Annotated in this window: 29 protein-coding genes, 1 tRNA gene and 1 pseudogene; 16 read left to right on the forward strand and 15 right to left on the reverse strand. The window is 60.8% G+C overall.

Features of this window, described 5'->3' with window-relative positions; all coding sequences use genetic code 11:
* Nucleotides 1-92: 92 nt before the first annotated feature.
* Both G7009_RS02050 and G7009_RS02055 read right to left on the reverse strand, forming a co-directional pair.
* Nucleotides 93-377, reverse strand: coding sequence for a hypothetical protein (locus tag G7009_RS02050; protein ID WP_181128288.1), 285 nt, complete (start codon nucleotides 375-377; stop codon nucleotides 93-95).
* A 224-nt stretch (nucleotides 378-601) separates the two neighbouring features.
* Nucleotides 602-970, reverse strand: a complete 369-nt coding sequence (locus G7009_RS02055) for a histone-like nucleoid-structuring protein, MvaT/MvaU family (RefSeq protein ID WP_181128289.1) — start codon at nucleotides 968-970, stop codon at nucleotides 602-604.
* A gap of 1,019 nt (nucleotides 971-1,989) precedes the next feature.
* Here G7009_RS02055 and G7009_RS02060 point away from each other — a divergent pair.
* Nucleotides 1,990-2,211 carry a PLD nuclease N-terminal domain-containing protein gene (locus tag G7009_RS02060; RefSeq protein ID WP_181128290.1) on the forward strand — a complete coding sequence of 74 codons (222 nt, stop codon included), beginning with the start codon at nucleotides 1,990-1,992 and terminating at the stop codon, nucleotides 2,209-2,211.
* A 108-nt stretch (nucleotides 2,212-2,319) separates the two neighbouring features.
* On the opposite strand, the pseudogene G7009_RS02065 reads toward G7009_RS02060, so the two are convergent.
* Nucleotides 2,320-2,752: pseudogene (locus tag G7009_RS02065) on the reverse strand (DNA methylase).
* A gap of 123 nt (nucleotides 2,753-2,875) precedes the next feature.
* Between G7009_RS02065 and G7009_RS02070 the strand changes: the two are divergent.
* The 5 genes from G7009_RS02070 (at nucleotide 2,876) to G7009_RS02090 (ending at nucleotide 8,241) form a co-directional block, all read left to right on the forward strand.
* Nucleotides 2,876-3,391, forward strand: a complete 516-nt coding sequence (locus G7009_RS02070) for a GNAT family N-acetyltransferase (RefSeq protein WP_181128291.1) — start codon at nucleotides 2,876-2,878, stop codon at nucleotides 3,389-3,391.
* A gap of 411 nt (nucleotides 3,392-3,802) precedes the next feature.
* Nucleotides 3,803-5,026 (forward strand): zinc-dependent alcohol dehydrogenase, encoded by a 1,224-nt coding sequence (locus G7009_RS02075; RefSeq protein ID WP_181128292.1) that lies wholly within the window; start codon nucleotides 3,803-3,805, stop codon nucleotides 5,024-5,026.
* Nucleotides 5,027-5,224: 198 nt separating this feature from the next.
* On the forward strand, nucleotides 5,225-6,535 hold the full coding sequence (locus G7009_RS02080) for an APC family permease (protein WP_258197837.1): 1,311 nt from the start codon (nucleotides 5,225-5,227) through the stop codon (nucleotides 6,533-6,535).
* A gap of 213 nt (nucleotides 6,536-6,748) precedes the next feature.
* Nucleotides 6,749-7,606, forward strand: a complete 858-nt coding sequence (locus G7009_RS02085; RefSeq protein WP_181128293.1) for an AraC family transcriptional regulator — start codon at nucleotides 6,749-6,751, stop codon at nucleotides 7,604-7,606.
* 32 nt (nucleotides 7,607-7,638) lie between these two features.
* Nucleotides 7,639-8,241 carry a LysE family translocator gene (locus tag G7009_RS02090; protein ID WP_181128294.1) on the forward strand — a complete coding sequence of 201 codons (603 nt, stop codon included), beginning with the start codon at nucleotides 7,639-7,641 and terminating at the stop codon, nucleotides 8,239-8,241.
* Nucleotides 8,242-8,311: 70 nt separating this feature from the next.
* Here the strand turns inward: G7009_RS02090 and G7009_RS02095 are convergent, their stop codons facing one another.
* The 4 genes from G7009_RS02095 to G7009_RS02110 form a co-directional block, all read right to left on the reverse strand.
* A complete protein-coding gene (locus tag G7009_RS02095) occupies nucleotides 8,312-8,485 on the reverse strand; it encodes a hypothetical protein (RefSeq protein WP_181128295.1) in 174 nt (57 codons plus the stop codon).
* A 167-nt stretch (nucleotides 8,486-8,652) separates the two neighbouring features.
* Complete coding sequence (locus tag G7009_RS02100; protein ID WP_181128296.1) at nucleotides 8,653-9,054, reverse strand: ExbD/TolR family protein; 402 nt, start codon at nucleotides 9,052-9,054, stop codon at nucleotides 8,653-8,655.
* A 1-nt stretch (nucleotide 9,055) separates the two neighbouring features.
* Nucleotides 9,056-9,781 carry a MotA/TolQ/ExbB proton channel family protein gene (locus G7009_RS02105; RefSeq protein WP_181128297.1) on the reverse strand — a complete coding sequence of 242 codons (726 nt, stop codon included), beginning with the start codon at nucleotides 9,779-9,781 and terminating at the stop codon, nucleotides 9,056-9,058.
* A gap of 83 nt (nucleotides 9,782-9,864) precedes the next feature.
* Nucleotides 9,865-10,662, reverse strand: a complete 798-nt coding sequence (locus G7009_RS02110; RefSeq protein WP_181128298.1) for an energy transducer TonB — start codon at nucleotides 10,660-10,662, stop codon at nucleotides 9,865-9,867.
* 452 nt (nucleotides 10,663-11,114) lie between these two features.
* Here G7009_RS02110 and G7009_RS27985 point away from each other — a divergent pair, with 452 nt between their 5' ends.
* Entirely contained in the window at nucleotides 11,115-11,291 is a 177-nt protein-coding gene (locus G7009_RS27985; RefSeq protein ID WP_308813298.1) for a YceK/YidQ family lipoprotein, read from the forward strand.
* Nucleotides 11,292-11,296: 5 nt separating this feature from the next.
* Here G7009_RS27985 and G7009_RS02120 read toward each other — a convergent pair whose 3' ends face one another.
* On the reverse strand, nucleotides 11,297-12,505 hold the full coding sequence (locus G7009_RS02120) for a DUF3800 domain-containing protein (protein ID WP_258197838.1): 1,209 nt from the start codon (nucleotides 12,503-12,505) through the stop codon (nucleotides 11,297-11,299).
* 219 nt (nucleotides 12,506-12,724) lie between these two features.
* Between G7009_RS02120 and G7009_RS02125 the strand changes: the two genes are divergently transcribed.
* Nucleotides 12,725-13,417 (forward strand): DUF421 domain-containing protein, encoded by a 693-nt coding sequence (locus G7009_RS02125; protein WP_181128299.1) that lies wholly within the window; start codon nucleotides 12,725-12,727, stop codon nucleotides 13,415-13,417.
* Between the two features lie 174 nt (nucleotides 13,418-13,591).
* On the opposite strand, the gene G7009_RS02130 is transcribed toward G7009_RS02125, so the two are convergent.
* From G7009_RS02130 to G7009_RS02140, 3 genes are all read right to left on the reverse strand, one after another.
* Entirely contained in the window at nucleotides 13,592-14,578 is a 987-nt protein-coding gene (locus tag G7009_RS02130) for an alpha/beta hydrolase (RefSeq protein WP_308813299.1), read from the reverse strand.
* A gap of 237 nt (nucleotides 14,579-14,815) precedes the next feature.
* The gene (locus G7009_RS02135) at nucleotides 14,816-15,916 is read right to left on the reverse strand and encodes a catalase family protein (protein ID WP_181128301.1); all 1,101 of its coding nucleotides are present in this window, start codon (nucleotides 15,914-15,916) and stop codon (nucleotides 14,816-14,818) included.
* 382 nt (nucleotides 15,917-16,298) lie between these two features.
* A tRNA-Ser gene (locus tag G7009_RS02140) sits at nucleotides 16,299-16,386 on the reverse strand.
* Nucleotides 16,387-16,507: 121 nt separating this feature from the next.
* Between G7009_RS02140 and G7009_RS02145 the strand changes: the two genes are divergently transcribed.
* From G7009_RS02145 to G7009_RS02180, 8 genes are all read left to right on the forward strand, one after another.
* Nucleotides 16,508-17,179, forward strand: a complete 672-nt coding sequence (locus tag G7009_RS02145) for a Bax inhibitor-1/YccA family protein (RefSeq protein WP_181128302.1) — start codon at nucleotides 16,508-16,510, stop codon at nucleotides 17,177-17,179.
* A gap of 212 nt (nucleotides 17,180-17,391) precedes the next feature.
* Nucleotides 17,392-18,774, forward strand: a complete 1,383-nt coding sequence (locus G7009_RS02150) for a nucleobase:cation symporter-2 family protein (RefSeq protein WP_181128303.1) — start codon at nucleotides 17,392-17,394, stop codon at nucleotides 18,772-18,774.
* 109 nt (nucleotides 18,775-18,883) lie between these two features.
* A complete protein-coding gene (gene tusD, locus G7009_RS02155) occupies nucleotides 18,884-19,276 on the forward strand; it encodes a sulfurtransferase complex subunit TusD (protein ID WP_181128304.1) in 393 nt (130 codons plus the stop codon).
* A gap of 1 nt (nucleotide 19,277) precedes the next feature.
* Complete coding sequence (gene tusC, locus G7009_RS02160; protein ID WP_181128305.1) at nucleotides 19,278-19,637, forward strand: sulfurtransferase complex subunit TusC; 360 nt, start codon at nucleotides 19,278-19,280, stop codon at nucleotides 19,635-19,637.
* Entirely contained in the window at nucleotides 19,637-19,933 is a 297-nt protein-coding gene (gene tusB, locus G7009_RS02165; protein WP_181128306.1) for a sulfurtransferase complex subunit TusB, read from the forward strand. Before tusC ends, tusB begins: the two co-directional genes overlap by 1 nt.
* The gene (locus tag G7009_RS02170) at nucleotides 19,930-20,265 is read left to right on the forward strand and encodes a TusE/DsrC/DsvC family sulfur relay protein (RefSeq protein ID WP_181128307.1); all 336 of its coding nucleotides are present in this window, start codon (nucleotides 19,930-19,932) and stop codon (nucleotides 20,263-20,265) included. Before tusB ends, G7009_RS02170 begins: the two co-directional genes overlap by 4 nt.
* 11 nt (nucleotides 20,266-20,276) lie before the next feature.
* On the forward strand, nucleotides 20,277-21,266 hold the full coding sequence (locus G7009_RS02175; protein WP_181128308.1) for a glycosyl transferase family protein: 990 nt from the start codon (nucleotides 20,277-20,279) through the stop codon (nucleotides 21,264-21,266).
* A 107-nt stretch (nucleotides 21,267-21,373) separates the two neighbouring features.
* Nucleotides 21,374-22,342, forward strand: a complete 969-nt coding sequence (locus G7009_RS02180; protein ID WP_181128309.1) for a glutathione S-transferase family protein — start codon at nucleotides 21,374-21,376, stop codon at nucleotides 22,340-22,342.
* 36 nt (nucleotides 22,343-22,378) lie between these two features.
* Here G7009_RS02180 and cysG read toward each other — a convergent pair whose 3' ends face one another.
* From cysG to G7009_RS02200, 4 genes are read right to left on the reverse strand one after another with little or no spacing between them, the layout of a single operon-like run.
* The gene (cysG, locus tag G7009_RS02185) at nucleotides 22,379-23,764 is read right to left on the reverse strand and encodes a siroheme synthase CysG (RefSeq protein ID WP_181128310.1); all 1,386 of its coding nucleotides are present in this window, start codon (nucleotides 23,762-23,764) and stop codon (nucleotides 22,379-22,381) included.
* Nucleotides 23,765-25,045 carry a serine--tRNA ligase gene (serS, locus tag G7009_RS02190; protein ID WP_181128311.1) on the reverse strand — a complete coding sequence of 427 codons (1,281 nt, stop codon included), beginning with the start codon at nucleotides 25,043-25,045 and terminating at the stop codon, nucleotides 23,765-23,767. It abuts the gene before it with no gap.
* Between the two features lie 18 nt (nucleotides 25,046-25,063).
* On the reverse strand, nucleotides 25,064-25,438 hold the full coding sequence (gene crcB / locus G7009_RS02195) for a fluoride efflux transporter CrcB (RefSeq protein WP_181128312.1): 375 nt from the start codon (nucleotides 25,436-25,438) through the stop codon (nucleotides 25,064-25,066).
* Nucleotides 25,435-26,760 carry a replication-associated recombination protein A gene (locus G7009_RS02200; RefSeq protein WP_181128313.1) on the reverse strand — a complete coding sequence of 442 codons (1,326 nt, stop codon included), beginning with the start codon at nucleotides 26,758-26,760 and terminating at the stop codon, nucleotides 25,435-25,437. The genes crcB and G7009_RS02200 overlap by 4 nt, the downstream gene beginning before the upstream one ends.
* Nucleotides 26,761-26,779: the final 19 nt, after the last annotated feature.

The raw sequence follows: 26,779 nt of genomic DNA on the forward strand, positions 1-26,779 counted from the left end.
TGTCATGGTCCAGGCTGCATTTGCACCCGAACTCACATAAGACTGGTCCATCGAGCAGTCGAGAGCCGCCCGGTCGTGAACAGGTTCGCGAATCAGCGTGAAGGGTTATGCCATGCGAGATAGAGATGCCGCTCGCCGTGACCTGATTCCGTGGGAGCCGCCGTGGGGCTGGCAGGATAGACACATGCGCCGGGTACCGGCTCATTCAGATAATCGAGCCAGGCGGAGTAGGCGTCACGCTGACGCCGGACAGCTTCGTCCCAGATATAACCACTGGTGGTACGAGCGCAGACGAGCTGCATCAGCCTGGTGGTTTCAGCATCCAGGACAGCAAGCAGTTGAATACACGTGGACCGGAAATGCTCAAGATCAGTCATCGCTACCCCATCAGGCCAAGTGCATGTTGCTATTGGTGATAACGCGGGGAACAACGTTCAGACAAAGGGACGATCGGTCGATTGCAAAAGTTTTACGATAAAATGCTCGGGGCCGAAGATTTCGAGAGCCTCAAGTAAAGCAGCCGAAACCACGGTTGAATTCCGGCAAAGACAGGCAATGTTCGATCTCGCGCCTCGTTCGATGGCCGAGGCGCGCCATCTGCTTATCGGGTGACCCAGGACTCTACTTCGTCACCGCCGTGCTGCGCTTTCCACTCTTTCAAAAGGCGGTGATTGCCACCCTTGGTTTCGATGGTTTCACCATTATGAGGGTTCTTGTAGACCTTGACTTCACGCGCCTTGCGGGTCGCTTTTTGCGGCGCGGCGGGAGCCGAGGACCGAGCGCTCGATTGCGGGTCGAGAATATTGATGATGTCCCGGAGGCTGAAGCCGTACTTTTCCAACAAGGTGCGCAATTTGCTCTCGAATTCGATTTCCGCTTTGAGTTCGGAACTGCCTTTCAGGGTTTCCAGCTCGGCGAGCTGAGTGGCTAGTTGTTGCTCAAGCTGGCGAAATTCTGCCAAACGCGACATGTTCGTTTCCTTTGGGGTTGATTGAATGCGTGACAGGATCATAGCACCGTGCGGGATAATAGTTGAACGTCTTTCCGACACTTGCACTTCCTGTATGTCCCGCGAGACGAACAGGTGAAGACGAAGAGTTTCAGGAGCACGTCGGCAGGATCAGAAATCTTATAAGAGAGGAAGTAATGAATTACATGACTAGTTACATCTGCCGCGCTAATGACCCACGCGAATACCTTGTTCATCTGGCAGACAAGACTAGCCGACAACGCATAATAGGCCGACTGCACTATCGCTCTAGTGCAGGGCAACGGGCCGCTCGACCTTTCTTTCCAGGCCAGAAGGCCGGCTCGCGCACTTCAACCCACTGCTCGAGCATCGGCGGCCCCACGGCGATCCATAGTCGGTCGCTCGGCGGGCAGTTCATTGGGCAGCAAGCTACCGACACCAAATACATTCATCGCTATCGACACTCTCAGCGCTCGACACGCCTGGCGAGAGTCCACCTCGAACCCTGCCAGGGCCGAGAGCAGAAAGCGATCCCCGTTTGGAAGCAGCTCAACCTTGTCTTTCTTGCGTGAACCGACCATAACGCCTCCCGTCAAAAAGAATTGCTGTGCGTTCATCTTTGCCCTGAACAATCGCGTCCCGGGTCTTCTACTGCAACAGGGTCGCCGTCAGGTTCCAGCATTGTCCTGATAACCTCGCGCCTCTGTCTTGCCCAGACCGGGTTACGCAAGCATTGATTTCACGGAAAAATTGCAGTGCCTACCGAATTGGGAGTTTCGGGCTGGAATCTTGGTGCCTCTGAGATCAATGTTCTCCGCCGAACGGTCAGGACCGGGGGTAGCGTTTACTTTGAACTTACCTGGCGCGCGCAACCTCTCTTGAATATCCCTGGCCAATCGGTCGCTACTGGAACGACCGCACACTTTTCCATGGGACAGCACACGGTACCGACGCTTTCAGCGAGAGGCCGCATAGGGGCATCGTCGATCTTCCGTCTTGATCGTTTGAGGAGGCGCTACATGGAAACTTCATTCTTCTGGCTTGCCGCAGCCGTGGTCGTCATTGCCCTGGATCTATGGGCATTGAACAGCGTGTGGCGTAGTACCAAAAGCTCCGGAACCAAAGTGGCGTGGACGCTGTTGATCTTCATCCTGCCATTGGTAGGGCTGATCATCTGGGGTATTGCGGGACCGCGTGGCATCGCCAGGCCACCGAGCTCTCCCAACCACAGCAAAGGATGAACGGATAGGCACGACAGCCAATACGCATCCCTAGGCCGAATGATAGGCCCGCGTCTTCGGGCACGATGCCGCCAGCCAGGGATCCGGCAGCGGATTCGGGCAAGCGTTCTATCGCGGGACAACGGGTGCCTCGCGCATGAAGATCTCGGCGGTCTTCGGACCGATACCTTCGAATTCCATCAGTCGTTGCACGAAGTCTTCAAGGTCGCTGCTGGCCTCTTTCATTGCGCCGAGCGTTCCGCCATATTTCGTTTTCAAGCTTGGCCACGAGCGCGCGCAGGCGCCTTGCGGTGGACTCGTCATAACGGGCATAGCCACCTTCGCCGAGCATGCGTACAAGCTCTCGATGGGTACACTTGACCAGCGAGCGCGGCGTATCATGCCGGTATCGATCGACCATGACGCGGTTTGCGTTCACGGCAGTGGCGGCGCGAATGCGCTTGCCCATGAGGAAACTGGCGAGCATCCATTTGAACAGCGCGCCTTCGCCACCGGCCTGCAGGTCGATGCCGAGATCTTGGGCGGTGACAGGTTGAGGCATCTGCGAATCTTCGACAGCTCGCAGGACGAGCTTAACGCCGCGCCCATGGTCGGGGCGCTGCTTCGATGTGCTATAGACCTATTAGATCAACCCAGCCCTTTAGCGAATCCTGGGATGTAGACGATGACGCACGATAAGCCGGTTGTCACCAAAGCCAACGAAATGGATCTGGACGGCATTCTCGAGTTGCAAGCCATGAACCAGGTAGATCGCGGCGGTCTGCTCGCTTCAAGTCTGCCACCCGAGCGCATCTTGACGATGATGCGGGAAATGCCCCTGATCGTGGCGCGTCGGGACAGACGCGTGGCCGGCTTCCTATTGACCGCGACCCGCTACATGAATGCCGACTACCCCTTGGTCAACGCCATGCTCAAGGCCTATCCCGGCTCGCCGGACGCTTACATCTATGGGCCGATATGCGTGATCGAGGAAGAGCGAGGGCACGGTCTGGCCCAAGCAATGTTCGAACACTTGTGCCGACTGGAGCCAGGCCGCGAAGGTATCCTGTTCATCCGCAAGGACAATGAGGCCTCCATGCACGCCCACTTGAAAATGGGCATGCGAGAGGTTGCAACCTTCATGTTCGAGGGCCATGCATTCGCGGTGTTTTCATTCAGGGGATGCGTGACGCCCGAATAGAAGAATCCATCCCATTGCCGCTTGCCGCCAGGCTTGGCGCTCTTGAAGCGTGGAATATTCCGTGCCTCGCCTGTCCGGCGGCAACCGCACCGTGCCCTACTCCGCGCCAGGCGGAATGCCGTCCTTGTTGCGATCTTTCAATCGCTCGCGCTCCTGCTCGGTCGAATGCGCTGGAACATTGTCCGGCTTGCGCTCTTCTTTCTTTTCTTCGGTCATGTTCATGTTCTCCTGTCGATGTCCCTTTGGCAGTCATGCTTCCTTGCAGTTCAGTGCCATATGAATCGGCTCAACGTAAGCGCCGCCGTCACCGCCATTTCCCGCACCGCCCGACACCTTCTCCCTGCTATCTTTGAACTTCCTTCGGCAATGATCTCTCTCCTGATTACATTCCTCATCAAGAAGGTGGAAACCATGAGAGCCCTTACCTACCACGGCGCCCACGATGTCAGAGTGGACAACGTCCCCGACCCTACCGTGCAAGATAGCGACGACATCATCCTGAGGGTGACCGCCACCGCTATCTGCGGATCCGACCTGCATCTGTATCGCGGCAAGATCCCCACCGTCGAAAGTGGCGATATCTTCGGGCACGAGTTCATGGGTATCGTCGAAGAGACAGGCAGCGCTGTCACCGCCGTGAGCAAGGGGGACCGCGTGGTTATCCCGTTTGTCATTGCCTGCGGTAGCTGTTTCTTCTGTCAGCAGGACCTGTACGCGGCCTGCGAGACCACGAACACGGGGCGCGGCGCCATCCTGAACAAGAAATCCATTCCGCCAGGGGCCGCGCTTTTCGGGTTCAGCCATCTGTATGGTGGTGTTCCGGGTGGTCAGGCCGAATACGTGCGCGTGCCCAAGGCCAACACTGGCCCGTTCAAGGTGCCGGGCACCTTGGCCGATGAAAAGGTGCTGTTCCTGTCGGACATCCTGCCCACCGCCTACCAGGCCGTGCTGAACGCCGAGATCAAGAGCGGTTCGAGCGTGGCTATCTACGGGGCCGGACCTGTCGGGCTGCTCTGCGCGGCGGTGGCGCAGATGCTTGGCGCCGAGCGGATCTTCATGGTCGACCATCATCCTTACCGCCTCGCCTATGCGCAGAAAACCTATGGCGTGATTCCGATCAACTTCGATGAGGACGATGACCCGGCCGACACCATCATCCAGCAGACCCCGGGAAAGCGCGGTGTCGACGGCGTGATCGATGCGGTGGGCTTCGAAGCCAAGGGCAGCACTACAGAAACGGTGCTAGCCGCGCTGAAGCTCGAAGGCAGCAGTGGCAAGGCATTGCGCCAGTGCATCGCGGCGGTACGCCGTGGTGGCGTGGTCAGCGTACCGGGCGTCTATGCGGGCTTCATCCACGGCTTCCTGTTCGGCGACGCGTTCGACAAGGGCCTTACGTTCCGCATGGGCCAGACCCATGTACAGAAGTACCTGCCTGAATTGCTGGAGTTCATCGAAGCCGGGAAGCTGGCCCCCGAGGCCATCATTACCCATCGCATGGGGCTCGAGGACGCAGCCGAGGGGTACAAGATCTTCGACAAGAAACAGCAGGATTGCCGCAAGATCATCCTGACGCCGGGGTCCACCACCATTGCGCAACCAGTGGGCAACGACATGGACGCGGTGCCTTCGACCTGAACATCACATCAAGCATGAGTCGTTAGGTTGCGGCGTGGCCGAGCTCGCGCTCGGCCCGCCACCAACCTGTCCTGGTTCTTCTCGAACGCCCGGCGCGCTTGCGCTGAACTATTGTAAACAGCCAGCACTCCATCCCTCGTCGATCTCATTTTCCGACATTCGCATCACTCCTATCTTCACGCTCGGCAGGTCAAGCCCATGGAAATCTCGTCCCCCCTCCCGCTCAAACGAGTCGTCACCACGTCCATGCTGGTGCTGTTCATCCTGGGGGATGTGCTGGGCGCGGGTGTCTACGCTCTGGTCGGCACCATCGCTGGCGAAGTGGGTGGCGCGATCTGGGTACCGTTGCTGCTGGCGCTGTTCTTCGCCATGCTGACTGCCGGATCCTATGCGGAGCTTGTGACCAAGTACCCGCACGCGGGAGGCTCCGCTGTCTTTGCCGCCAAGGCCTTCAGATCGCCACTGGTGTCTTTCCTGGTGGGGTTCAGCATGCTGGCCGCCGGCGTGACGAGCGCCGCGGGCTTGTCGCTGGCGTTCGCGGGAGATTACCTCGCGCTCTTCGTCGACGTCCCCGCGCACGTGGCCGCGCTCGTCTTCCTGATCGTCATCGGGCTGATAAATGCCAGGGGTATCAAGGAGTCGCTTGGGGCGAACATCGTCATGACAGTCATCGAGCTGACGGGTCTTGTCCTGGTTGTCGTCGCCGCGGCCTGGTTCTTTGGCACCGGCGAGGCGAACCCTGGTCGCGCGCTGGAGTTCAAGCCCGGCGTGAACCCGGTGGTCGGGGTACTGGGCGCCGCGCTGCTGGCGTTCTATTCATTCGTGGGATTCGAAACCTCGGCAAACCTTGCCGAAGAAGTCAGGGATGTACGCCGCACCTATCCCAAGGCGCTGTTCGGCGCATTGCTCATCGCCGGTGCCATCTACATGGCGGTCGGCGTGGCCGCTGCGTCAGTGGTGCCGGTCGAACGTCTGGTTACCTCCTCCGCTCCGCTGCTGGAGGTCGTCAAAGCCTCGGGATTGAACATCCCACCTCGACTGTTCGCGCTGATCGCCTTGGTGGCCGTGGCCAATGGAGCACTTCTGACGATGATCATGGCAAGCCGACTGGCCTACGGAATGGCCCATGCCGGTTTGCTGCCCGAGGCCTTGGGCAAGGTCTTGAGCGTTCGCCGCACCCCTTGGGTGGCGATCACGGTCACCACATTGGTGGCGATCGTTCTTACGCTTACCGGTTCTCTGGCGGTGCTGGCACAGACTGTCGTATTGCTCTTGCTGGTGGTGTTTCTCAGCACCAATCTCGCCGTGCTCGTGCTGCGGCGCGACACCGTGAGCGAGGCACACTTTCGCGTTCCCTCCTGGGTACCCGTGCTCGCCATCCTCTCGTGCCTGGTACTGATGAGCCAGCAGGATGCGCAGACCTGGATACGCGCGGGGGCGCTGCTCGCACTCGGGCTGGTACTGTACGCCGGATCCCGCCTGCGCATGCGGCTGGCCACCAAGGCCTAGCGCCTGATTCATCTCCTTGCCGGCACCATTTGCCCGACAATGGGCATCCCTAAGGGCTTTGGGTAGACTGTCGAAGCTTTCGAGAGCGCCCTGCGCTCACGGGTGGTCGATCTCGGTCACGGTACTGGCTCGCTCCTCTCCAGCAGGATCAGAGCAGTTCCCGCCATCGATCCATCATCATTGGCTCACATTACCCTTGCAGGAAGAACCAGCATGCGCGAATCCGACTGGATCGACCTGAAGCAGGATGCTGCATCGGGTATCGAAACCATCCACGCCCATTTCGAAGGTCATGCCTATGACCCCCACTGGCACGACAGTTACCTGGTAGGCATCACCGAGCAAGGGGTGCAGCAGTTCAACTGTCGACGCCAACGACACGACAGCACGCCTGGCTGCGTATTCCTGCTGGAGCCGGGCGAGCTGCACGATGGAAACGCGCCCCAGGCGCATGGTTTCACTTACCGCACGTTATACCTGGCCCCGGACTGGCTGGAGCGAGAACTACGGTCATTGTTCGAAGAGGCGTCCAACCAGCGACAACTGGGCTTTGACAGAACGCTGGCTGCCGATCGGCCATTGGCGTCGGCCATTGCCTATGCATTCGCCAGTCTGCATGGAGAAGAGATACGGATGCTTCGGGACACTGCGCTGGACGCCCTGCTAGGGCAACTGACACAGCATCTGCACTGGCGCAAACGCATCGACCCCGACCCCCGCCTTCCTCTGGTCGCGCAACGTGCTCGCGAGTACCTGCATGGTCATCTGCATGAAGACATCGCACTGACCGACCTAGCAAGCATCTGCGGCGTCGACCGGCATCGACTATCCCGTGCCTTCAAGGCAGCCTTCGGCCTGGCTCCTCATGCCTATCTCATCCAGCTGCGCCTGGCGAAAGCCCGACGCCTGCTGGCAAGCGGCGCAGCGGCTGCCACCGTTGCAACGGCGCTGGGCTTTGCCGACCAGAGCCACCTGGGACGCTGGTTTCGGCGCGCCTACCGCATGACACCCGCGCATTACCGTACGCTCTGCTCAATTGTTCCAGACCGAGGGTCGTCCAGCCGGACATGATCGCTTTTCCGATCATTCCTGCAGAGTCGCTCATGGACCAGCTGTCAGCCTTCATACTCTTTGCCTTCGTGGCGTCCATCACGCCCGGTCCTACCAACATCCTGGTTCTGACCCACAGTTCACGCTGGGGCGTGCCTGCGACCTTTCCCATCATCATCGGTGCCTGTGCCGCCGCGGCATCAATCGTGCTGCTGGTCGGCACGGGCATGGGCGAGACGCTCGCACGTCATGGGCAGGTTCAGCGGATCATGTCTTGGGTCGGGATCGCCTGGTTGATATGGCTGGCATGGAAGATCTTCAGTGCCCCGGCGCAGGGAATCGAGGCCGATCGGCGTGACACCGGACCAAGAATTGGACTGGCAGGGGCAGCACTGCTTCAGTTGGTGAATCCGAAGACCTGGATGATGGCGCTCGCGGTCCTGACGGTCTTCGCAGGCAGCGATGCCGATCGTGTGACGCGTATCTTGTGGCTTTCGCTGATCTTCTTCGCTGTGTCGATCCCCTGCATGACGACGTGGGCATTGCTTGGCAGAGGGGCCGCGCGCTGGTGCCGCTCTCCCACGCAGATGCGCCGCTTCAATCAGGCAATGGGGTTGCTGTTGCTTGTCTCGGCCGGATTGGCGTTTGCGAGCTGAGGTAGCCGTGGTCTGCGGATGCCGCCACTGCTGGGATCGGCATGCCAGACTACCCAGCATGCCTACCTGTTCAGGATTTCGGGGGCTCTTCGAGGGTGCCCACCTGCGGGGCGTCGCTTTGATAGGACTCGTCCTCCAAGTCCGGGTCGGGGACAGGTGCGCCCGGTGGTCGCTTTCCGGGATCGTTCACGTAGGGTATCCGGTTGGGGCCCTGCTCTTCCGTGCCTTCGGTCTCGGGATTCATTGTCGGCTCCTTCAAGGGACAAGTTGTCCTTCGTTGGAGAGGCGCGACGGGGTGAATGTTCAGCCCGATCGCAGGCCGTGCCGAAATCCTGGGCGGGACGACCGCTCGCCAAATCCGTCTTCGATAGCCAGCCGCCCACCGCACCTGTCGGAACGGTGGGCGCCAGCCTACTTGGCAGTGATCACGGCCAACTTGGTGATGCCCGCTTTTTCAATGGACGCCATGGCCCTGGCGACTTCTCCGTAGTTCACGCCATCGTCGGCCTGGAGCTGGACACGGACTTCGGGATCCTTCTCCCTGGCAGCCTGGAGGTTGGTCTGCAGCAGGTCCGGCTGGATCTCGTCCTTGTTGATGAACAGCTTGCCTTGGCCATCGATGCTGACCACCAGCGGATCCTTCTGCTCGGCGGGGGCTACGGCTTCGGTCTTGGGCAGGTTGATCGGGATCGAGTTGGTCAGCAGCGGCGCGGTGACGATGAAGACCACCAACAACACCAGCATCACATCCACCAGCGGCGTCACGTTGATCTCGCTGAGCACTTCGTCGCTGTCTTGGGTCGAGAAGGCCATGTCAGGATGCCTCCTTCACTTTATGGCCCGCCGCGGACGCACCGCTCTTGGCCAGGACGGGATGTTGCAGCACACGGAACGAATGCTTCTGCGCCAGGCTGTAGAAGTCATGGGCGAAGTCGTCCAGGTCAGCTGCGGTCAGCTTCAGGCGACGCAGGAAGTAGTTGTAGACCAGCACCGCCGGCACCGCGACGGCAATACCGACACCCGTGGCGACCAGGGCCGCGCCGATAGGCCCGGCGACGGTTTCCAGGCTGGCGGAACCGGCCGCGCTGATGCCCTTGAGGGCGGACATGATGCCCCACACGGTGCCGAACAGACCGATGAAGGGCGACGTGCTGCCGATACTTGCCAGGACCGCCAGGCCGGTTTCCAGCGAGCGGCGCTCACGCACGATCTGCTGGCGCAAGGCGCGCTCCAGGCGGTCCTGATGGTTGATTGCCTGGCTCAGGTCGACATGGGCGTTTTCATTGACCTGAATAGCGGCGTAACCCGATTGGGCGACGCGCGCGGCGGCGCCTGGCTGTTCCTGGGCCAGATGGGCCGCCGAGTCGAGGCTCGAGGCGGCCCAGAATTGCTTGTGGAATCGCCGATCCTGCGCTTTCAGACGGGCGAACTGCACACCCTTGAGCAGGGCCAGGGCCCAGGTCGCGACGGAAAACAGGATGAGCAGCCAGATGACCGAGTGCTCGACGGAGGCGAAAGGAGAATCTGAGAGAAGGTTCATGGCGTGGCTCTCTGTAGCAAGGCGTTTGGTGTTGCGATGCGCCTTTTGTCAGGTAGCCCGCGGTATATGGCGAAACAGGTGTGTTACTTCAGCTTGAAATCGATCGGCACGCTGACCCAGCCATCGATCGGGTCGTTTCCCTGCTTGGCGGGTGCGAAGCTCCAGCGCTTGACGGCGTTCAGGGCTGCTTCATCGAGCTGCGTGCGACCACTGCTTTTCTGAATCTGGATCTCGCTCGGCTTGCCGCTGGCCAATACATGCACACGCAGGAGCACCGTGCCTTCCCAGCCACGACGCAGGGCCAGTGACGGGTATTGCGGCGCCGGGTTATGCAAGTACCCCGCACTCGCCGACGCTGGCGTGATCGGCTTGGGTGCCGGCGGCGCCGGTGGCGCAACGGGCTGAGGCGGCGCTGGCGGCTGTTCGACCGGTTTGGCCACAGGCTTGGGCGTCTCCTTCACCACGGGCTTAGGCTTGGGTTGGGGTTTGGGCTTGGGCGGCGGTGGCGGCTTGGTGGCCAGCTCATCCTCCACTGGCGGCGGTGGCTCCACGACCGGTTGCGCGATCGGCTCGGGCGGCGGCGGTGGCGTTTCCACGACAGGCGGTGCCGGTTGGGAAAACTCGATGGTCATCGGTGGTACTTCGGGCGGCACGATGGGCAATACAGGCGTCGGCGCCTGACTGACCCAATAGATCACCGCACCATGCAAAACCAGGGCAACCGCCCCCAGCAGCACGGCTTGACGTCTACCGAGTACAGGTTTGGGCGCACGCTGCAGTCGGGACTGGCCCAGCGGCTCACGAAAAACGCGACCCAGGTCGAGCAGCTCTCCTGGCACCGGCTGCCACCGCACCTCCAAGGCAGCCTTGAGGTTATTCATTCATTGCTCCTGTCATCCATGGAAAAGGACAAGGCGCTCTAGTTCGCCTATGGGCAGGCAGATAATGATCAACTTGAGTTATTTCTAAAAGTAACTTTATGTAACTTGATTATATCGAAAATGCATATACCCATTTTCCATCAGCTTGCTGACGCTAAGTTGGACGGCCGGACGCGCTCAGGTGTCAGCGCCGCGCCGCTTTCGAGTATTCGCCAGCGCCAGACTCTTCGAGCTCTAAGCCAGAGAATTCGGATGCATTTACGCTAACGGGCTCGCATTCGGCGAGCCGGAACAGACAAGGGTCACGAGGATGAAGCGAGGGATTGCGGCCATGCTGTCGGTATCACTGACCGGCTGCGGGACGAAGGACGACCAGCGATGCTGCCGGCGCGATAGACGACCTGGCCCTCTGGCATAGCAATTGCCACACCCTCCCACGTGCATACAGCGGTGTGGCCTACCAATTCTGCAACCTGGATGGGCCGCCTAGGTCAGGTGCGCACTGGGCAGCTCCGACCATTGTGCTGGACATGGGTTTAAGCGGTATCGCCGATACCGTCATGCTGCCTTACACCGGATACCACCAGTTCAAGCATAGAAATATACCTATCCGGCACAAACAGTACTGAACGAGTCAGTGCCTGCTCGATCCGTCATCGGCGAACGCTTCGAGGGACGCGAGCAACTTTTCCAGAGCGGGGAGATTGGCCGCTTTCACGATGTCGTACCCTCCTCCACTGCTCTGCCTGTAGACATCCCGAGCCTTCCTGATGCGATCCAGGAGCGGAACGATCACGCCGGAAGCCAGACCCAGGAAGTCATTGATGTCCGCTCGGGTCTGGGGAATCTTGTAGCCCTTGGCGGCGCTGGTAATGATCACATCGGCATCGCGAAGCTTCGCAATGCCGTTCGAGCGGATCTTCTGCTCGTTCAGTTCGCCAAATCCGCGAGCTGCGAGGTGGCTGGTTATCTCGCCGGTAGCGATGTAATCCTGAGTCACGAACTCGCTCTGAAACCTCAGGTAGTCCAGGATGCAGAGCTGCAGGCGCTCGTCCTCGTCCGGGTGCTTGCCCACCCGCTCGATGAATCGATCGGCTTGTCGCAAGGCTTCCTGATGGACCTGATAATCGGCGTATCCGGCCTCGTCCAAGGGCGGAGGAAGCAGCGATTTGTACCTGGGAGGCCACTCCAGAAGGCCAAGTGTCTGGTCACGCAGGATGCTCTCGTAGAGCCGGCGCACCGGCTCCCCCGCCTTCTCCTCGTAGACCTGGGCGACCGACCCGGCAAAAAAGTTCGCGACTTGTATCAGGACATCGTCCTGATCGGGTTTCACCTGAAACGCATGATCGTCACCAAACAGATCATCGTCGTATCGCGCCTGAATGCGGGCTCTCAGACTGTCCTGGAATTGCACCCCGCTGTGCTCGCCAACGATCAACTGCAGATTACGGCAATCGCGCAATAGACGTTCGTACAGCAATCCGTTGATGTGCTCGATGAACGGGGTTTCCAGCCGCAGACCTCCATCCTGATGCACACGCGACCTATCGACGACGGTAAAATAAAGTTTCAGTGGAAGCTCTGCCAGTTCAGCCAGAATGCGCATACGCCGCTCGGCGTCTTTGGCCCGAATCCGATTGGATCTGATCGTACCCTTTTGAAAATGCCGCTGGCGTAGCGCCTCGGCGCGTTCGTAGGCGCTGTTCAGATCACGTTCGGTCACGAGTAGCGTGCACGCGACGAAGAAACGCGAGCTTCCACGTTTCGCGGTGCCTGCGGTCTGATCGCCCGACTCATCGACAAATGCATACATCCTGTCCATATCAGGCTCGCTCCTCTTCATGGCAACGCCTGCGCCAACTCCCCGCTTCGCCGTCACCATATAACCGTGGCATACGCCGAATCATTGGTGTAGGTATAGACCTACTTCCTGGGTTCTAGCGTGATAGCGCTGGGAATCCGGGAGCAATGCCGTGCCCGGCCAAGATCGGAGCGCAATCGTTAGAGGGGGTCGCACGGGAAGCGGCCGATTCGAACACACCAGAAGGACTCAGGCTAAAATATGTCCACCTTTGACTGGCATCGCATATTGATAGACGAATTTCCATTGTCGTTTCTTTGGGAAGTCATCTTCCGTGCAAGTTTTGCGTTTGCAGCTGTTTTCTTGTTCTTGAAGTCCAGTGGGCGACGGGGCATCAGGCAACTTTCCCTATTTGAACTGGTCGTGATTCTCACACTAGGCTCGGCCGCGGGTGATGTGTCTTTCTACCACGATGTACCATTGCTACCTGTGGCGATGGTCTTTCTTACGTTACTGTTGCTGTACCGTTTCATCGTATTTCTCATGACGCGCAGCAAGCGAGTCGAGGCGTGGATAGACGGTCTGCCCATCACTGTTATCCAAGATGGCCTATATGAACTTCGCTCCTTGGGAAAACTGAATATTTCCTCCAACGAGCTATTCATGGAGCTTCGCCAGCAGGGGGTGGAACATCTGGGACAGATTCGCTTGGCGATTCTGGAAACCGACGGCGACGTCAGCCTGCTTTTCTATGATAACGATGAGGTCCGACCGGGGCTGTCCGTCTTGCCGCCCGAGCACCGTCCCGAGTACAAGCTCATGCCCACCTCGGCACTGTATTGTTGTACTGGATGCGGTTTTCCAGTCTCTATCGAAAAAGAGCAAGGAGCATGCTGCCCGCGGTGCAGAAAAGACCTCTGGACCCCGGCGCTCGATAGAAAGCGGTGTCGGTGAATAATCGCTTTGTCCATCCGATCAGGCTGTCTTCACACGACGCGAGCTGAAGCGAGCCGGGAAGCCGCACCGGACGGCGAACGCTCGACGTCCGGTGCGGTTTCCCCATTCATAGGCTCCAACAAGCCATGAAGAACCACGCTCACACGAGCGCGGCGCCTGATGGTCAGCTGCTTACTTTGCGAAACTCGCCTTGAGGCGCTGGCCAGCGTACTCCTGCGCCTCCTGGGCTTTCTTCACGACGGCAGCGGTACCGAAGAACTCATGAGTGACGCCAGAGTAAAGCTTGCGTTCCACGCTTACGCCCGAGTTCTTCAACGCCTGCTCAAGTTGAGCGCCATCGTCGCGCAATGGATCGATCTCGGCGTTGATAAGGGTGACCGGGGCAAGCCCTTGAAGATCCGCATGCACCAGATCGATACGTGGATCCTTGACATCGGCTGCGCCACTGGTGACTTGCGCGATGAACCACAGCATCATCGGGCGATTCAGCGGCATGGCATCGGCGTAGTGCAAGTAGGATTCGGTCTCGGTGCTCGATTGGGCCACGGGGTACACAGACAGCACGTGCTTGGGCGCCGTCAGCCCCGCTTTGTTCGCAGCGATGGCAGTAGCGACGGCCAGGTTGCCGCCCGCGCTTTCGCCCGCCAAGGCAAAGCGCGTGGGGTCCCCGTTCACTTTGCCGGCGTTGCTGGTCAGCCAACGATAAGCCGCCAGCGCGTCGTCGTGGGCAGCGGGGAACTTGTTCTCCGGGGCACGGCGATAATCCACGGACACGACGACCGCATTGGCCTGCTTGGCCAGTCCACGAGCGCCGCCGTCATATACTGTGCGATCGGCGATCACCCAGCCGCCACCGTGGAAATACAGGATGACCGGGAAGGGGCCTGTGCCTTCGGGCGTATAGACGGTTGCGGGCATCGCCCCCGCGGCTCCGGGCACGGTGGTCTCACGGCTGGTGACGCCTGGCACCAATGCCGTGGGTGTGCTGTCGCGCTCCTGATCGGCCAGCACCCCTTTGACCGCATCGGCCATGGTGGGCTGCTGGCGGGCCTCGGCAGGCGTGGTCTTTTCGATGGCCTTGGCATCGAAGCTCGCGAACTTGTTCAGCACCTTCTGCATATCGGCGTCGGTGCGCAGCATGCTCTTGGTGCCGCTCACGGCAAGCTCCGACACTGAGCGTTTCTCAGGATCTCGAGCGCATCCACCAAGCGCTATCGCTGCGCACAGCACGGAAAGTACAAATACCCGATTGGGTTTGATCATTGTATTGCCTCCATCGGACAGGCTCGGAAGATGAATTTTTCATGCTTACGTGCTTGAGTCAGGAGAAAGGCGATGGCGGTTCAAATTTTCAAAAAGGCGACTGATAGATGGCCTTAAGTAATTATCTTGATATCACTGCCCAGGTTCATGAATCGGGCAGCCATTATGGTTCGCTCGATAGCCCACAGACATCTCGTAGGTAGGTTTGCGCACACGCATGATTCCGCCCAGCGGCCTGTGGGCCGCTAAACCATGCCATGGACTGAACGCCATTGCGTCGTCGATTTCCCTGGCTTTCTCCTGATCCCAGGACGCCTGCACTTCGACATCGATCCGGGCGACGGTGACATAGGGACTGAGATCTTCCGGCCAAGGCGTGGAGGCGTCTTCGATCGGCATTTTCTCGATGTCCGTTGCAAGCTGGACACGCAACTCCCATGTACCCCCCTGCCGGGCAAAATACTCGGCTACGGCAGCGCGCAGCCCATCCGGATCGTCCTGTAGGTCGACATGCCTGTCAGTCAGCGCCGTGAGGGATGGAGAGACCGGGATCATTGCCAGTTTTGCGTAATAGGGACCGTACAGAACGGGCACCACGGTGGTGAAGCTTTCACCGAGGATATGCGTCTGCGGGTGCCCGCCGAGGTTTTTCAGCGTACTGCTTTCTCCTCCAACGGCTTCAAGGGCCGCCTCGGCGCCACGCAGCATCGTCGAAATTACCTGCTTCGTTCTCGGTGCCCTGTCAGTGGTCTTGGCCAGCAACTTGAGGGTCTTCAGGAATGCCTTTGGTGTCGCCGAGGTAAAAGCCTTGGCGTTGACCATGACGAAATCTTGAGTGGTCGCCCCTTCACTGCCAGGCAAGCGAGACCCTTCGACACCAACAATCTTGATCGCGAGTCCCCTGGGCGTGGACACTTTGTCGTTCAGAATGTCACCTGGGTTGGTCGAGAAACGCAGGTATACGGGCAAGATCCCAGGTTTGGCGAACGCACCTTGAGCCAACACCGGAGGCAGGTCATCGAATACTGTCACTTGCCCGCGCAGCAGGCCATGCGCCTTGGCGTGGACGCCCCGGTAAGCATGGCCGTTATCCTTGAATGTCTTTTCCATGATGGCATGGAGTGTTTCCATCAGCTCCTTGCTGGTCTGGGCCTCATCATCGGGGACTTGCTCAAAGGAAGGCTGGAAAGGCTGCGGGGTCACCGCTGGACGTGCTATTGGAAGGTCGCTCATTAGAAGTCTCCACACGGGACGGCATTACAGGGACTTGGCGCTGCTCGTGCTTCTGCGCTCGCGTTCGCACCTGTAGAGATGACCGTGGCCCTGTTCACGCTGTTCGGAACGGTACGAAAGTGGCGCGACAGGTGGCTGGCACGCAATCACGTTGCGTGGGGAAAGGAGAGATCGAGGAGACAGGGGAATGCAGCCGGATACTAGCTACGGCAAGAACGGCCTTGTCGAGCGATGGCTTGCCAGTAGACCGGCTTTATGAGCGAAACCAACAGAAGGCGAATAGTGAAGCGCTTTTGGATCAGCGTATTCGCGACGCTGTTTCCAAGGCAGCTTTTTAGATCTCCAAAACGCAAAAAGCCCTGAATAATCAGGGCTTTGAATATGGCGGAAGCGTAGAGATTCGAACTCTAGGATAGTTGCCCATCGACGGTTTTCAAGACCGTTGCCTTAAACCACTCGGCCACGCTTCCTCGTTTTGCGGCGGCCATAATACCGTAATGAAACACGCTGTCAAACTCTCTATGTCGCCGGTTGCAGGTGCTCTGCTATGATCCTTGCATTCAGACGTTTCAAAACCACAGGAGTCTCGCCATGCGCGAACAGGATTACGCCGTTCAACACGGCCAGCAGGTCGAGCAGCGGGAGGTCAGCAAGGTCCTGCGCAACACCTACAGCCTGCTGGCACTCACCCTTGCCTTCAGCGGTGTCATGGCCTTTGTCGCACAGCAGATGCGGGTCGGCTACCCGAACGTTTTCGTCGTGCTCATCGGCTTCTACGGGCTGTTCTTCCTGACCGCCAAGCTGCGTGATTCGGTCTGGGGCCTGGTCTCGACCTTCGCCCTCACCGGCTTCATGGGCTTCATCCTCGGGCCGATCCTCAACCGCTACCTCGGCATGAGCGGCGGCGCGGAAGTGGTCAGCTCGGCCTTCGCCATGACGGCGCTGGTGTTCGGTGGCCTGTCGGCCTACGTGCTGATCAGCCGCAAGGACATGAGCTTCCTCAGCGGCTTCATCACCGCAGGTTTCTTCGTCCTGCTGGGCGCCGTGGTGGCAAGCTTCTTCTTCCAGATCAGCGGCCTGCAACTGGCGATCAGTGCCGGCTTCGTGCTGTTCTCCTCGGTCTGCATCCTGTTCCAGACCAGCGCGATCATTCATGGTGGTGAGCGCAACTACATCATGGCGACCATCAGCCTGTATGTGTCGATCTACAACCTCTTCATCAGCCTGCTGCAACTGTTCGGCCTGATGGGTCGAGACGACTGATCTCCAGAGTGATGATGAAAAGCCCGCTTCGGCGGGCTTTTTTGTGGGCGCCTGGACTGGATGCCTGGCTGGCTACCGCGATATGGGCGCAATCAGCGACAGGCCGCACTACAGGTTGAAACAACGCACCGATGCCTTCCTGCTCATTCCCCTACCCCAATCCGGCTCCGACCCGTAGAATGCGCTCCTTTTCTTCCGGGGCAGCCTTACCCATGAGTTCGATAGAACACGGGCCAGACGCGAGTGCGTCTACCAATGAACTGGTCCTCGGCCTCGAGGACAAGCCGCGCCCACTGATCGGAATGCTCGCGGCCTTGCAACACCTGCTGGCGATCATCGTGCCCATCGTTACGCCTGGCCTGTTGATCTGTCAGGCATTGGGCGTTTCCACACGAGACACCAATCTGATCGTCTCCATGTCCCTGGTGATTTCGGGCATCGCCACCTTCGTGCAGTGCCGTCGTTTCGGGCCTTTCGGCGCCGGCCTGCTGATCGTGCAGGGCACCAGCTTCAACTTCGTCGGGCCGCTGATCGCCGGCGGGGCGCTGATGGTCAAGCAAGGCACACCGGTGGAAGGGGTGATGGCGGCGATTTTCGGTGTCGTGATCGCGGGTTCGTTCGTGGAGATGGGCGTGTCGCGCATCCTGCCGTTCATCAAACGACTGATCACCCCCCTGGTGACCGGCATCGTGGTGCTGATGATCGGCCTGACCCTGATCAAGGTCGGCTTGATCAGCATGGGCGGGGGCTTCAGTGCGATGGGTAATGGCACTTTCGCCAATGGCGAGAACCTGTTGCTGTCGGGTGTGGTGCTGGCGATCATCGTGGTGCTCAACCGTATTCCGGTCGTATGGATGCGCAGTTGCGCGATCGTGATCGCTTTGGCGGTCGGCTACGCGCTGGCAGGCTACCTTGGCCGTCTGAACTTCACGGGCATGCATGAGGCCGCGCTGTTCCAGGTGCCGATGCCGTTTCACTTTGGCCTGGGCTTCTCCTGGGCCCTGTTCATCCCGATGCTGGTGATCTACCTGGTCACGTCGCTGGAAGCCATCGGCGACGTCACCGCCACCAGCAAGGTGTCGCGGCAGCCAGTCGAAGGCCCGGTGTGGATGCAGCGCATCAAGGGTGGCGTACTGGTCAACGGCGCCAATTCGCTTCTGGCGGGGATCTTCAACACCTTCCCGAGCTCGATCTTCGCGCAGAACAACGGAGTCATCCAGCTGACCGGCATCGCCAGCCGCCATATCGGCATCTGGATCGCGGCCATGCTGGTGCTGTTGGGCCTGTTTCCTAGTGTCGCAGGCGTGATTCAAGCGGTGCCCGAACCAGTGCTCGGCGGCGCGGCCATGGTCATGTTCGGCGCGGTAGCGGCCTCCGGCATCAACATCCTGGCCAGCACGCGTCTGGATCGCCGCGCCCTGCTGATCATTGCCGTGTCCCTTGCCCTTGGCCTGGGCGTGGCGCAGGTGCCGGAGTTCCTTGCCCACATGCCTGCCGCCTTGCGCAACGTGCTCGAATCCGGTGTCGCCACCGGCGGCATCTGCGCGGTGGTATTGAATTGGTTCCTGCCAGACAGCGAGCCACGCACGGCCTGACGCCCGCGCCTCATGCTCGGCGCATGTCTGCCGAGCGCCCCGAAAGCCCGCGCCGACAGGTGCGGGTTTTTTGCTTTATCATGACCACAGTTCCCCAAAAGAGCCTTTCATGAAATTCGCGATTGCGGTCTTTTCTCCGCCCCATGCGCCCTCCTCCCGTCGCGCCTTGCGTTTTGCCGAGGCGGCGTTGGCCGGTGGGCACGAGATCAGCCGGTTATTCTTCTACCAGGATGGCGTGCACAGTGCCTCGGCCAATGTAGTCGCGCCGCAGGATGAGCTGGACGTCGCGGCTCGATGGCGAGCCTTCATCAGCGAGCAGGGCCTCGATGCCGTGGTCTGCATTGCGGCGGCGTTGCGCCGTGGCGTGCTCGATGACGAGGAGTCCAGGCGCTATCAACGTCCCGCGGCTAACCTGCCGGCGCCCTGGGCGTTGTCGGGCCTGGGTCAATTGCACGAAGCCGCGCAACTGGCTGACCGCCTGGTCTGCTTCGGAGGAGATTGAAATGGCCAGATCCCTGCTGATCATCAGCCGCCAGGCACCTTGGAAAGGGCCGTCCGCCCGCGAAGCGCTGGACATTGCCTTGGCGGGCGGTGCATTCGATCTACCGCTGGGCATGCTGTTCCTCGACGATGGCGTATTCCAGCTGCAAGCCGAGCAACAGCCTGCAGTACTCGAGCAGAAGAATCTCGCCGCCAATCTGCAGGCGCTGCCAATGTTCGGCGTAGATGAACTGTTCGTCTGCGCACACAGCCTCGCCGCGCGCGGTCTTGACTTGTGCCACCTGGCGCTGCCGGCCGAACCGCTCGACGCCCCAGCCCTGAGGGCCTTGATTGCCCGTTTCGACGAAGTGATAACGCTCTGATGACCACACTGCATGTAATTGCCCACTCCCCCTTCGCGGACAACCGTCTTGCCAGCTGCCTGCGGCTACTCGGCATCGAGGATGCGCTACTGCTCTGCGGCGATGCGGTCTATGCCTTGCGCCCTGGCAGCGAGCCGCTACGCGACCTGCAGGCCATGAACCTGGAGGGGCGTCTGTTCGCCCTGAAAGAGGACCTGCAGGCACGCGCCATCGATGGCGGCCTGGCCAAGGCCGTGGATTATCCGGCCTTCGTCGAGCTCTCGCTCCATCATGACAAGGTCAACAGCTGGCTATGAACGACCTGACTGTCGATGATCGATCCATCGCACTGGACAAGGATGGCTTCCTGGTCGACTTGAACGACTGGTCGCCAGAGGTGGCCGAGGCCTTGGCCCAGCGCGAACAACTGTTGCTGACCTCGGATCACTGGGAGATCCTGGACGTGCTGCGTGACTTTTATGCGCAATACCAGCTCGCACCCGCCACACGGCCACTGATCAAGTACACCGCGCTGAGGCTAGGCCCCGAAAAAGGCAACAGCCCGCACTTGAACCGCCTGTTCAATGGCACTCCCGCCAAGCTCGCCGCCAAGCTGGCGGGCTTGCCCAAGCCGACCAACTGCATATGACCGAGTACAGCATGCCGACGCCAGCTCCCCTGACCTTGGAAACCCCGCCCGAACATCCCTTCGCCGAGTTCGTGCGCATCCTTGGAAAAGGCAAGCGCGGTGCCCGCGGACTGAACCGCGAAGAGGCCCGGGCGGCCATGACCTTGCTGCTGGAAGAAAAGGTCGAGGACACCCAGCTTGGCGCCTTCCTCATGCTGTTGCGGCACAAGGAGGAAAGCCCCGAAGAGCTGGCAGGCTTCACCGAGGCGCTGCGTGCTCACCTGAAGGCACCGGCCATCTCGGTCGACCTGGACTGGCCCACCTACGCAGGCAAGAAACGTCACCTGCCCTGGTACCTGCTGGCGGCAAAGTGCCTGGCAGCCAATGGTGTGCGGATCCTCATGCACGGCGGTGGCGCCCATACGGCCGGCCGTCTCTACACCGAACAAGTGCTCGATCTGTTGCAGATCCCGCTGTGCCGGGACTTCCCTGCTGTCGAGCAAGCCCTGGATACCCGACACCTGGCATTCTTCCCACTGCAGGACTGGGCTCCGGGTTTGCAGCGAATGATCGACCTGCGTAACACGCTGGGCCTGCGTTCGCCGATCCATTCCCTGGCGCGGGTACTCAACCCCTTGTCCGCCAAGTGCGGCCTGCAGAGCATCTTCCACCCTGGCTACCAGGCCGTGCACCGCGAAGCCAGCCGCCTGTTGGGCGACCGCGTGATTGTGGTCAAGGGTGACGGCGGCGAGATCGAGGTCAACCCGGATGTCATCAGTCACCTGTATGGCGCGGCGGATGGCGAAGCCTGGGATGAGGAATGGCCAGCGCTCAGCGCCCAGCGTCATGTCAAGCCGGCCAACCTGGATCCTCGGCAGTTGCTGGCGGTGTGGAATCGTGAGGCGGCGGACAGCTACGGCGAACTGGCGGTACTGGCGACCATGGCCCTGGCGTTGAGAGGTCTTGGACAGGACCGCGAACACGCTTTCCAGACAGCTCAAACCTTCTGGAATGACCGTTGAAACATCAATGGATTCGATAATGAGGGCGCAGTCTTTGCGCTAGTTCTTCGAACGATAAACCCTACACTGGGCTCCAATGACAAACGACAGGTTTCGAGGAGCACGATATGGGCTTATTGATCGAAGGTCGCTGGCATGACCAGTGGTACGAGAACAGCAAGGACGGCACCTTCCAACGAGAAAATGCCCAGCGTCGCGATCAGCTGCCCGCCGCCGAAGCCGGGCGTTACCACCTCTATGTCTCGCTTGCCTGCCCCTGGGCCCACCGCACGCTTATCCTGCGCGCCCTCAAGGGTCTCGAGCCGCTGATCGACGTTTCGGTCGTCAGCTGGCTGATGGGTGAACATGGCTGGACCTTCGACGCGCAGCAGGGATCGACCGGCGACAAGCTGGACGGTCTAACCTATCTGCACCAGCGCTATACCAAGGATGACCCGACATACACGGGCCGCGTCACCGTGCCGGTGCTTTGGGACAAACAGGAGCAGCGCATCGTCAACAATGAATCGTCCGAGATCATCCGCATTTTCAACCATGCGTTCGACGGCATTACCGGCAATCGCCTGGACCTTTACCCGGAGCCCCTGCGACCGGTGATCGATCAGCTCAATGAACGGATCTACCCGGCGGTCAACAATGGCGTCTACCGGGCAGGCTTCGCCACCGCGCAGCATGCCTATGAACAAGCCTTCGACGAAGTATTCGCCGAGCTGGATCGCTTGGAGCAGCTATTGGATGGCCAGCGCTATCTGGCGGGGGAATATCTGACCGAGGCCGACGTGCGCCTCTTCACCACGCTGGTGCGCTTCGACGCCGTCTACTTCGGGCACTTCAAGTGCAACTTGCGGCGCATCGCCGACTACCCGAACCTCTCCAACTGGCTACGCGAACTGTACCAGTGGCCGGGCATCGCGCAGACGGTGAACCTGGAGCATATCCAGAACCACTATTACCTGAGCCACAAGACTATCAACCCGAACGGCATCGTGCCCAAGGGTCCTGAGCAGGACTTCGGCCTGCCTCACGACCGGGAGCGTATGACGGGTCGCGGTATCTGGCACAAGACGGGAGAGTGACCGCGCGAGCGGGCCTGGACAAGGCCCGCTCAGGCTTCATTGACTGCCTTCGAACCACGCCAGCTTTTCACGCAACTGCACCACTTCCCCGACTATCACCAAGGTTGGCGCATGCACTTCGTGCTGGGCGACCAGCGCGGGCAGATCCGCCAGGGTACCGGTGAACACCCGCTGGTTGCGCGTCGTCCCCTGCTGCACCAGGGCAGCCGGGGTGGCAGGCGCGCGACCGTGGCGAATCAACTCGGCGCAGATGGTCGGCAAGCCGACCAGACCCATGTAGAACACCAGGGTCTGCGCCGGTGCGACCAAATCGTTCCAAGGCAAGTTGCAGGTACCGTCCTTGAGATGTCCGGTGACGAAACGTACCGATTGCGCATAGTCACGATGCGTCAACGGAATGCCACCGTAGGCGGAACAGCCGCTGGCCGCGGTGATACCCGGCACCACCTGGAAGGGAATCCCATGCTCGGCCAGTTCTTCGATTTCCTCGCCACCGCGACCGAAGATGAAGGGATCTCCGCCTTTGAGTCGCAGCACGCGCTTGCCCTCACGGGCCAGATCGACCAGCAGCCGGTTGATCTGCTCCTGCGGCACGGCGTGTTCGGAACGACGCTTGCCCACATACAACCGCTCGGCATCGCGTCGACACATCTCGATGATCGCCGGAGCTACCAAGCGGTCGTAGAGCACCACGTCGGCCTGTTGCATCAGGCGCAGCGCGCGAAACGTCAGCAGGTCCGGATCACCGGGACCCGCGCCGACCAGATACACTTCGCCGCCCTGCTGCGCCGGGGCACCGTCCACCTTGGCCTGCAGCAGGCGTTCGGCTTCGGCGCCCTGTCCGGCCAGCTGGCGTTCGGCGATAGGCCCCTGGAAGACTTCTTCCCAGAATCCACGGCGCTGATTGACGTCCGGATAGAGCTTTTTCACCTGGTGGCGAAAACGCGCGGCCAGACCGGCCAGTTCGCCATAGGCGGAAGGAATCCAGGCTTCGAGCTTGGCGCGGATCAAACGCGCCAGCACCGGCGCATCGCCGCCACTGGAAACCGCCACGACCAGCGGCGAGCGATCGACGATGGCCGGGAAGATCACCGTGCACAGCGCGGGCGCATCCACCACATTGACGGGCAGGCTGCGCTGTTGCGCATCGGCCGAGACCTGGGCGTTGAGCCCGGCGTCATCGGTAGCGGCGATCACCAGCCGGCAACCGTCGAGGTCGGCTGATCGATAGCCTCGCATCAAGACCTCGCCGCCGCACGCATGCGCCAAAGCCGAAAGCTGGCCGTCGACCTCCGGCGCGACGACCCGCAACGCCGCGCCGGCATCGGCCAGCAGGCGAGCCTTGCGCAAGGCGATTTCGCCACCACCGACAACCAGCACGCGGTTGCCCTGCAGCTTGTGGAACAGCGGCAGGTAATCCATTTAGCGGATGACCTCGAGGCCACCCATGTAGGGCTTGAGCACTTCAGGCACACGGATCGAACCATCGGCCTGCTGGTAGTTCTCGAGGACCGCGACCAGGGTCCGACCCACCGCCAGGCCCGAGCCATTGAGGGTGTGCACCAGTTCCGGCTTGCCGGTCTCGGGATTGCGCCAGCGCGCTTGCATGCGACGGGCCTGGAAGTCGCCACAGTTGGAGCACGAGCTGATCTCGCGGTACTTGTCCTGGCTGGGCACCCAGACTTCCAGGTCGTAGGTCTTGACCGCGCTGAAACCCATGTCGCCAGTGCACAGCGCCAGGACTCGATACGGCAGCTCGAGCGCCTGAAGAACGCGCTCGGCATTGGCGGTCAGGCCTTCCAGCGCTTCCATGGACTTGGAAGGCTCGACGACCTGCACCATCTCGACCTTGTCGAACTGATGCTGGCGGATCATGCCACGGGTATCGCGACCCGAGGCACCGGCCTCGCTACGGAAGCACGGGGTGTGCGCGACGAGCTTGATCGGCAAGGCCTTGGCATCGAGGATCTCGCCGGACACGATGTTGGTCAGGGAGACTTCGGCGGTCGGAATCAGGTAGAAGTCGGCTTCGCCTTCGCGGGTGATCTTGAACAGGTCTTCCTCGAACTTGGGCAGCTGGCCGGTGCCCTGCAGGGCCGGCGCCTGCACCAGGTACGGGGTGTAGGTCTCTTCGTAACCATGCTCGCCGGTGTGCAGGTTGATCATGAACTGCGCCAACGCACGGTGCAGCCGAGCGACAGGACCACGCAACACGGCGAAGCGTGCACCGGAGAGCTTGGCCGCGGTCTCGAAGTCCAGGCCACCGCTGGCTTCGCCCAGCGCGACGTGATCCTTGACCTCGAAATCGAACTGGGGCGGCGTGCCCCAACGACGTACTTCGACGTTGCCGTCTTCATCGGCACCCACCGGCACGCTGGCGTCCGGCAGGTTGGGAATACCCAGGACGATGGCATCCATTTCGGCCTGGATACCGTCCAGTTCGGTCTTGCCGGCAGCCAGTTCGCCAGCCATGCGATCGACGTCAGCCATCAGCGGCGCGATGTCTTCGCCCTTGGCCTTGGCCTGGCCGATGGACTTGGAGCGAGCGTTACGCTCGGCCTGCAATTTCTCGGTGCGGGTCTGCACCGCCTTGCGGCGCTCTTCCAGGGATTCGATGCGCGCGACATCCAGGCTGAAGCCACGGGAGGCCAGGCGGTCCGCCACTTCCTGAAGTTGGCCGCGTAACAGTTTGGAATCGAGCATATCGTTCTCTCGTTGTGTTCAGAATTTGGTCAGATAAAGGCCGGCCCAGGTTGCAAGCAGCCCGCCAAGGACGCTGGCGGCAGCATACCCGAAGGCCAGGGGTGCCTGGCCGCTTTCGAGCAGGCGCACCGTGTCCAGCGAAAAGGATGAAAACGTGGTCAAGCCGCCGACAAAGCCGACGAGCAGCCCGGCGCGCACTTCGATCGGCACCGACGGCTTGACGAGAAACAGTCCATATAGCATGCCGATGATCAGGCAACCCAGCAGGTTGACCGCCAGGGTCGCGAGATAGAAATGCCTCGGCCAGTGGGTAGTCACCCACTGGCCGGTCGCAAAACGCAGCAGGGTCCCTGCGACACCCGCCACACTGACGGATAGGATCAGTCCGATCAAGGTTTTCTCCGCTGCTTGGGGCTACTACGATCCAACTCGGCCAGGTGACGCAGCTTTTCGCCGATCTTGAGCTCCAGGCCTCGCGGCACCGGCTGATAGTAAGGCCGGGGCTCGAGCTCCTGCGGGAAATAATCCTCACCCGCGGCATAACCCTCGGGCTCGTCATGCGCATAACGGTACTCATCGCCATAGCCCAACTGCTTCATCAGCTTGGTCGGCGCATTGCGCAGGTGCAGCGGGACTTCCAGCGAGCCATGCTCGGCCGCCTCGCGCACGGCTGCCTTGAAGGCTGTGTAGACGGCGTTGCTCTTCGGCGCGCAGGCCAGGTAGGTAATGGCTTGCGCCACGGCCAGTTCGCCTTCCGGGCTCCCCAGACGTTCCTGCACGTCCCAGGCCGCCAGGCACAGGCTCAGCGCCCGAGGGTCGGCGTTGCCGATGTCCTCGCTGGCCATGCGCACCACGCGCCGGGCGATGTAGAGCGGGTCGCAGCCGCCGTCCAGCATGCGCGCGTACCAATACAGCGCACCGTCGGGGTTGGAACCACGCACGGACTTGTGCAACGCCGAGATCTGGTCGTAGAACGCCTCGCCGCCCTTGTCGAAGCGCCTGCGGCTATCGCCCAGCAGGCTCTGTAACAGCTCGACATCGATTTCCGTGCCGTCCTCGGCCAGGTCAGCTGCGTTCTCGAGAAAGTTCAGCATCCGTCGGCCATCGCCATCGGCCGCCGCCATCAACATCCCAAAGGCCTCGTCGCCCACCCGCAACTGTCGCTTGCCCAGACCCCGCTCTTCGCTCAGGGCGCGGTCGACCAGCTTGCGCAGGGCGGATTCATCCAGGCTCTTGAGCACGTATACCCGCGCCCGCGATAGCAGTGCGTTGTTCAGCTCGAAGGAGGGGTTCTCGGTGGTCGCCCCGATGAACAGCAGCGTGCCGTCTTCCACATAGGGCAGGAAGGCGTCCTGCTGCGACTTGTTGAAACGGTGGACCTCGTCGACGAACAGAATCGTCCGACGGCCATACTGCCCGGCCTGCTGCTTGGCCACTTCGACCGCGTGGCGAATCTCCTTGACCCCGGCCAAGACCGCCGAGACCGTCTCGAAATGAGCATCGCAGAACTGGGCCAGCAACCGCGCCAGGGTGGTCTTGCCCACCCCGGGCGGCCCCCAGAAGATCATGGAGTGCAGCGCACCCTGCTCAAGCGCCTCGCGCAGCGGTTTGCCACGCGCCAACAGGTGCTCTTGCCCGACATATTCGTCCAGGTTGGAGGGACGCAGGCGGGCGGCCAGGGGCTGGGCGACAGGTTCGCTTTGAAACAGGTCCATGACGGATTCTCTGATGGCA

Source organism: Pseudomonas capeferrum, assembly GCF_013523055.1.
In the GTDB taxonomy this organism is placed as follows: Bacteria; Pseudomonadota; Gammaproteobacteria; order Pseudomonadales; family Pseudomonadaceae; genus Aquipseudomonas; species Aquipseudomonas capeferrum_A.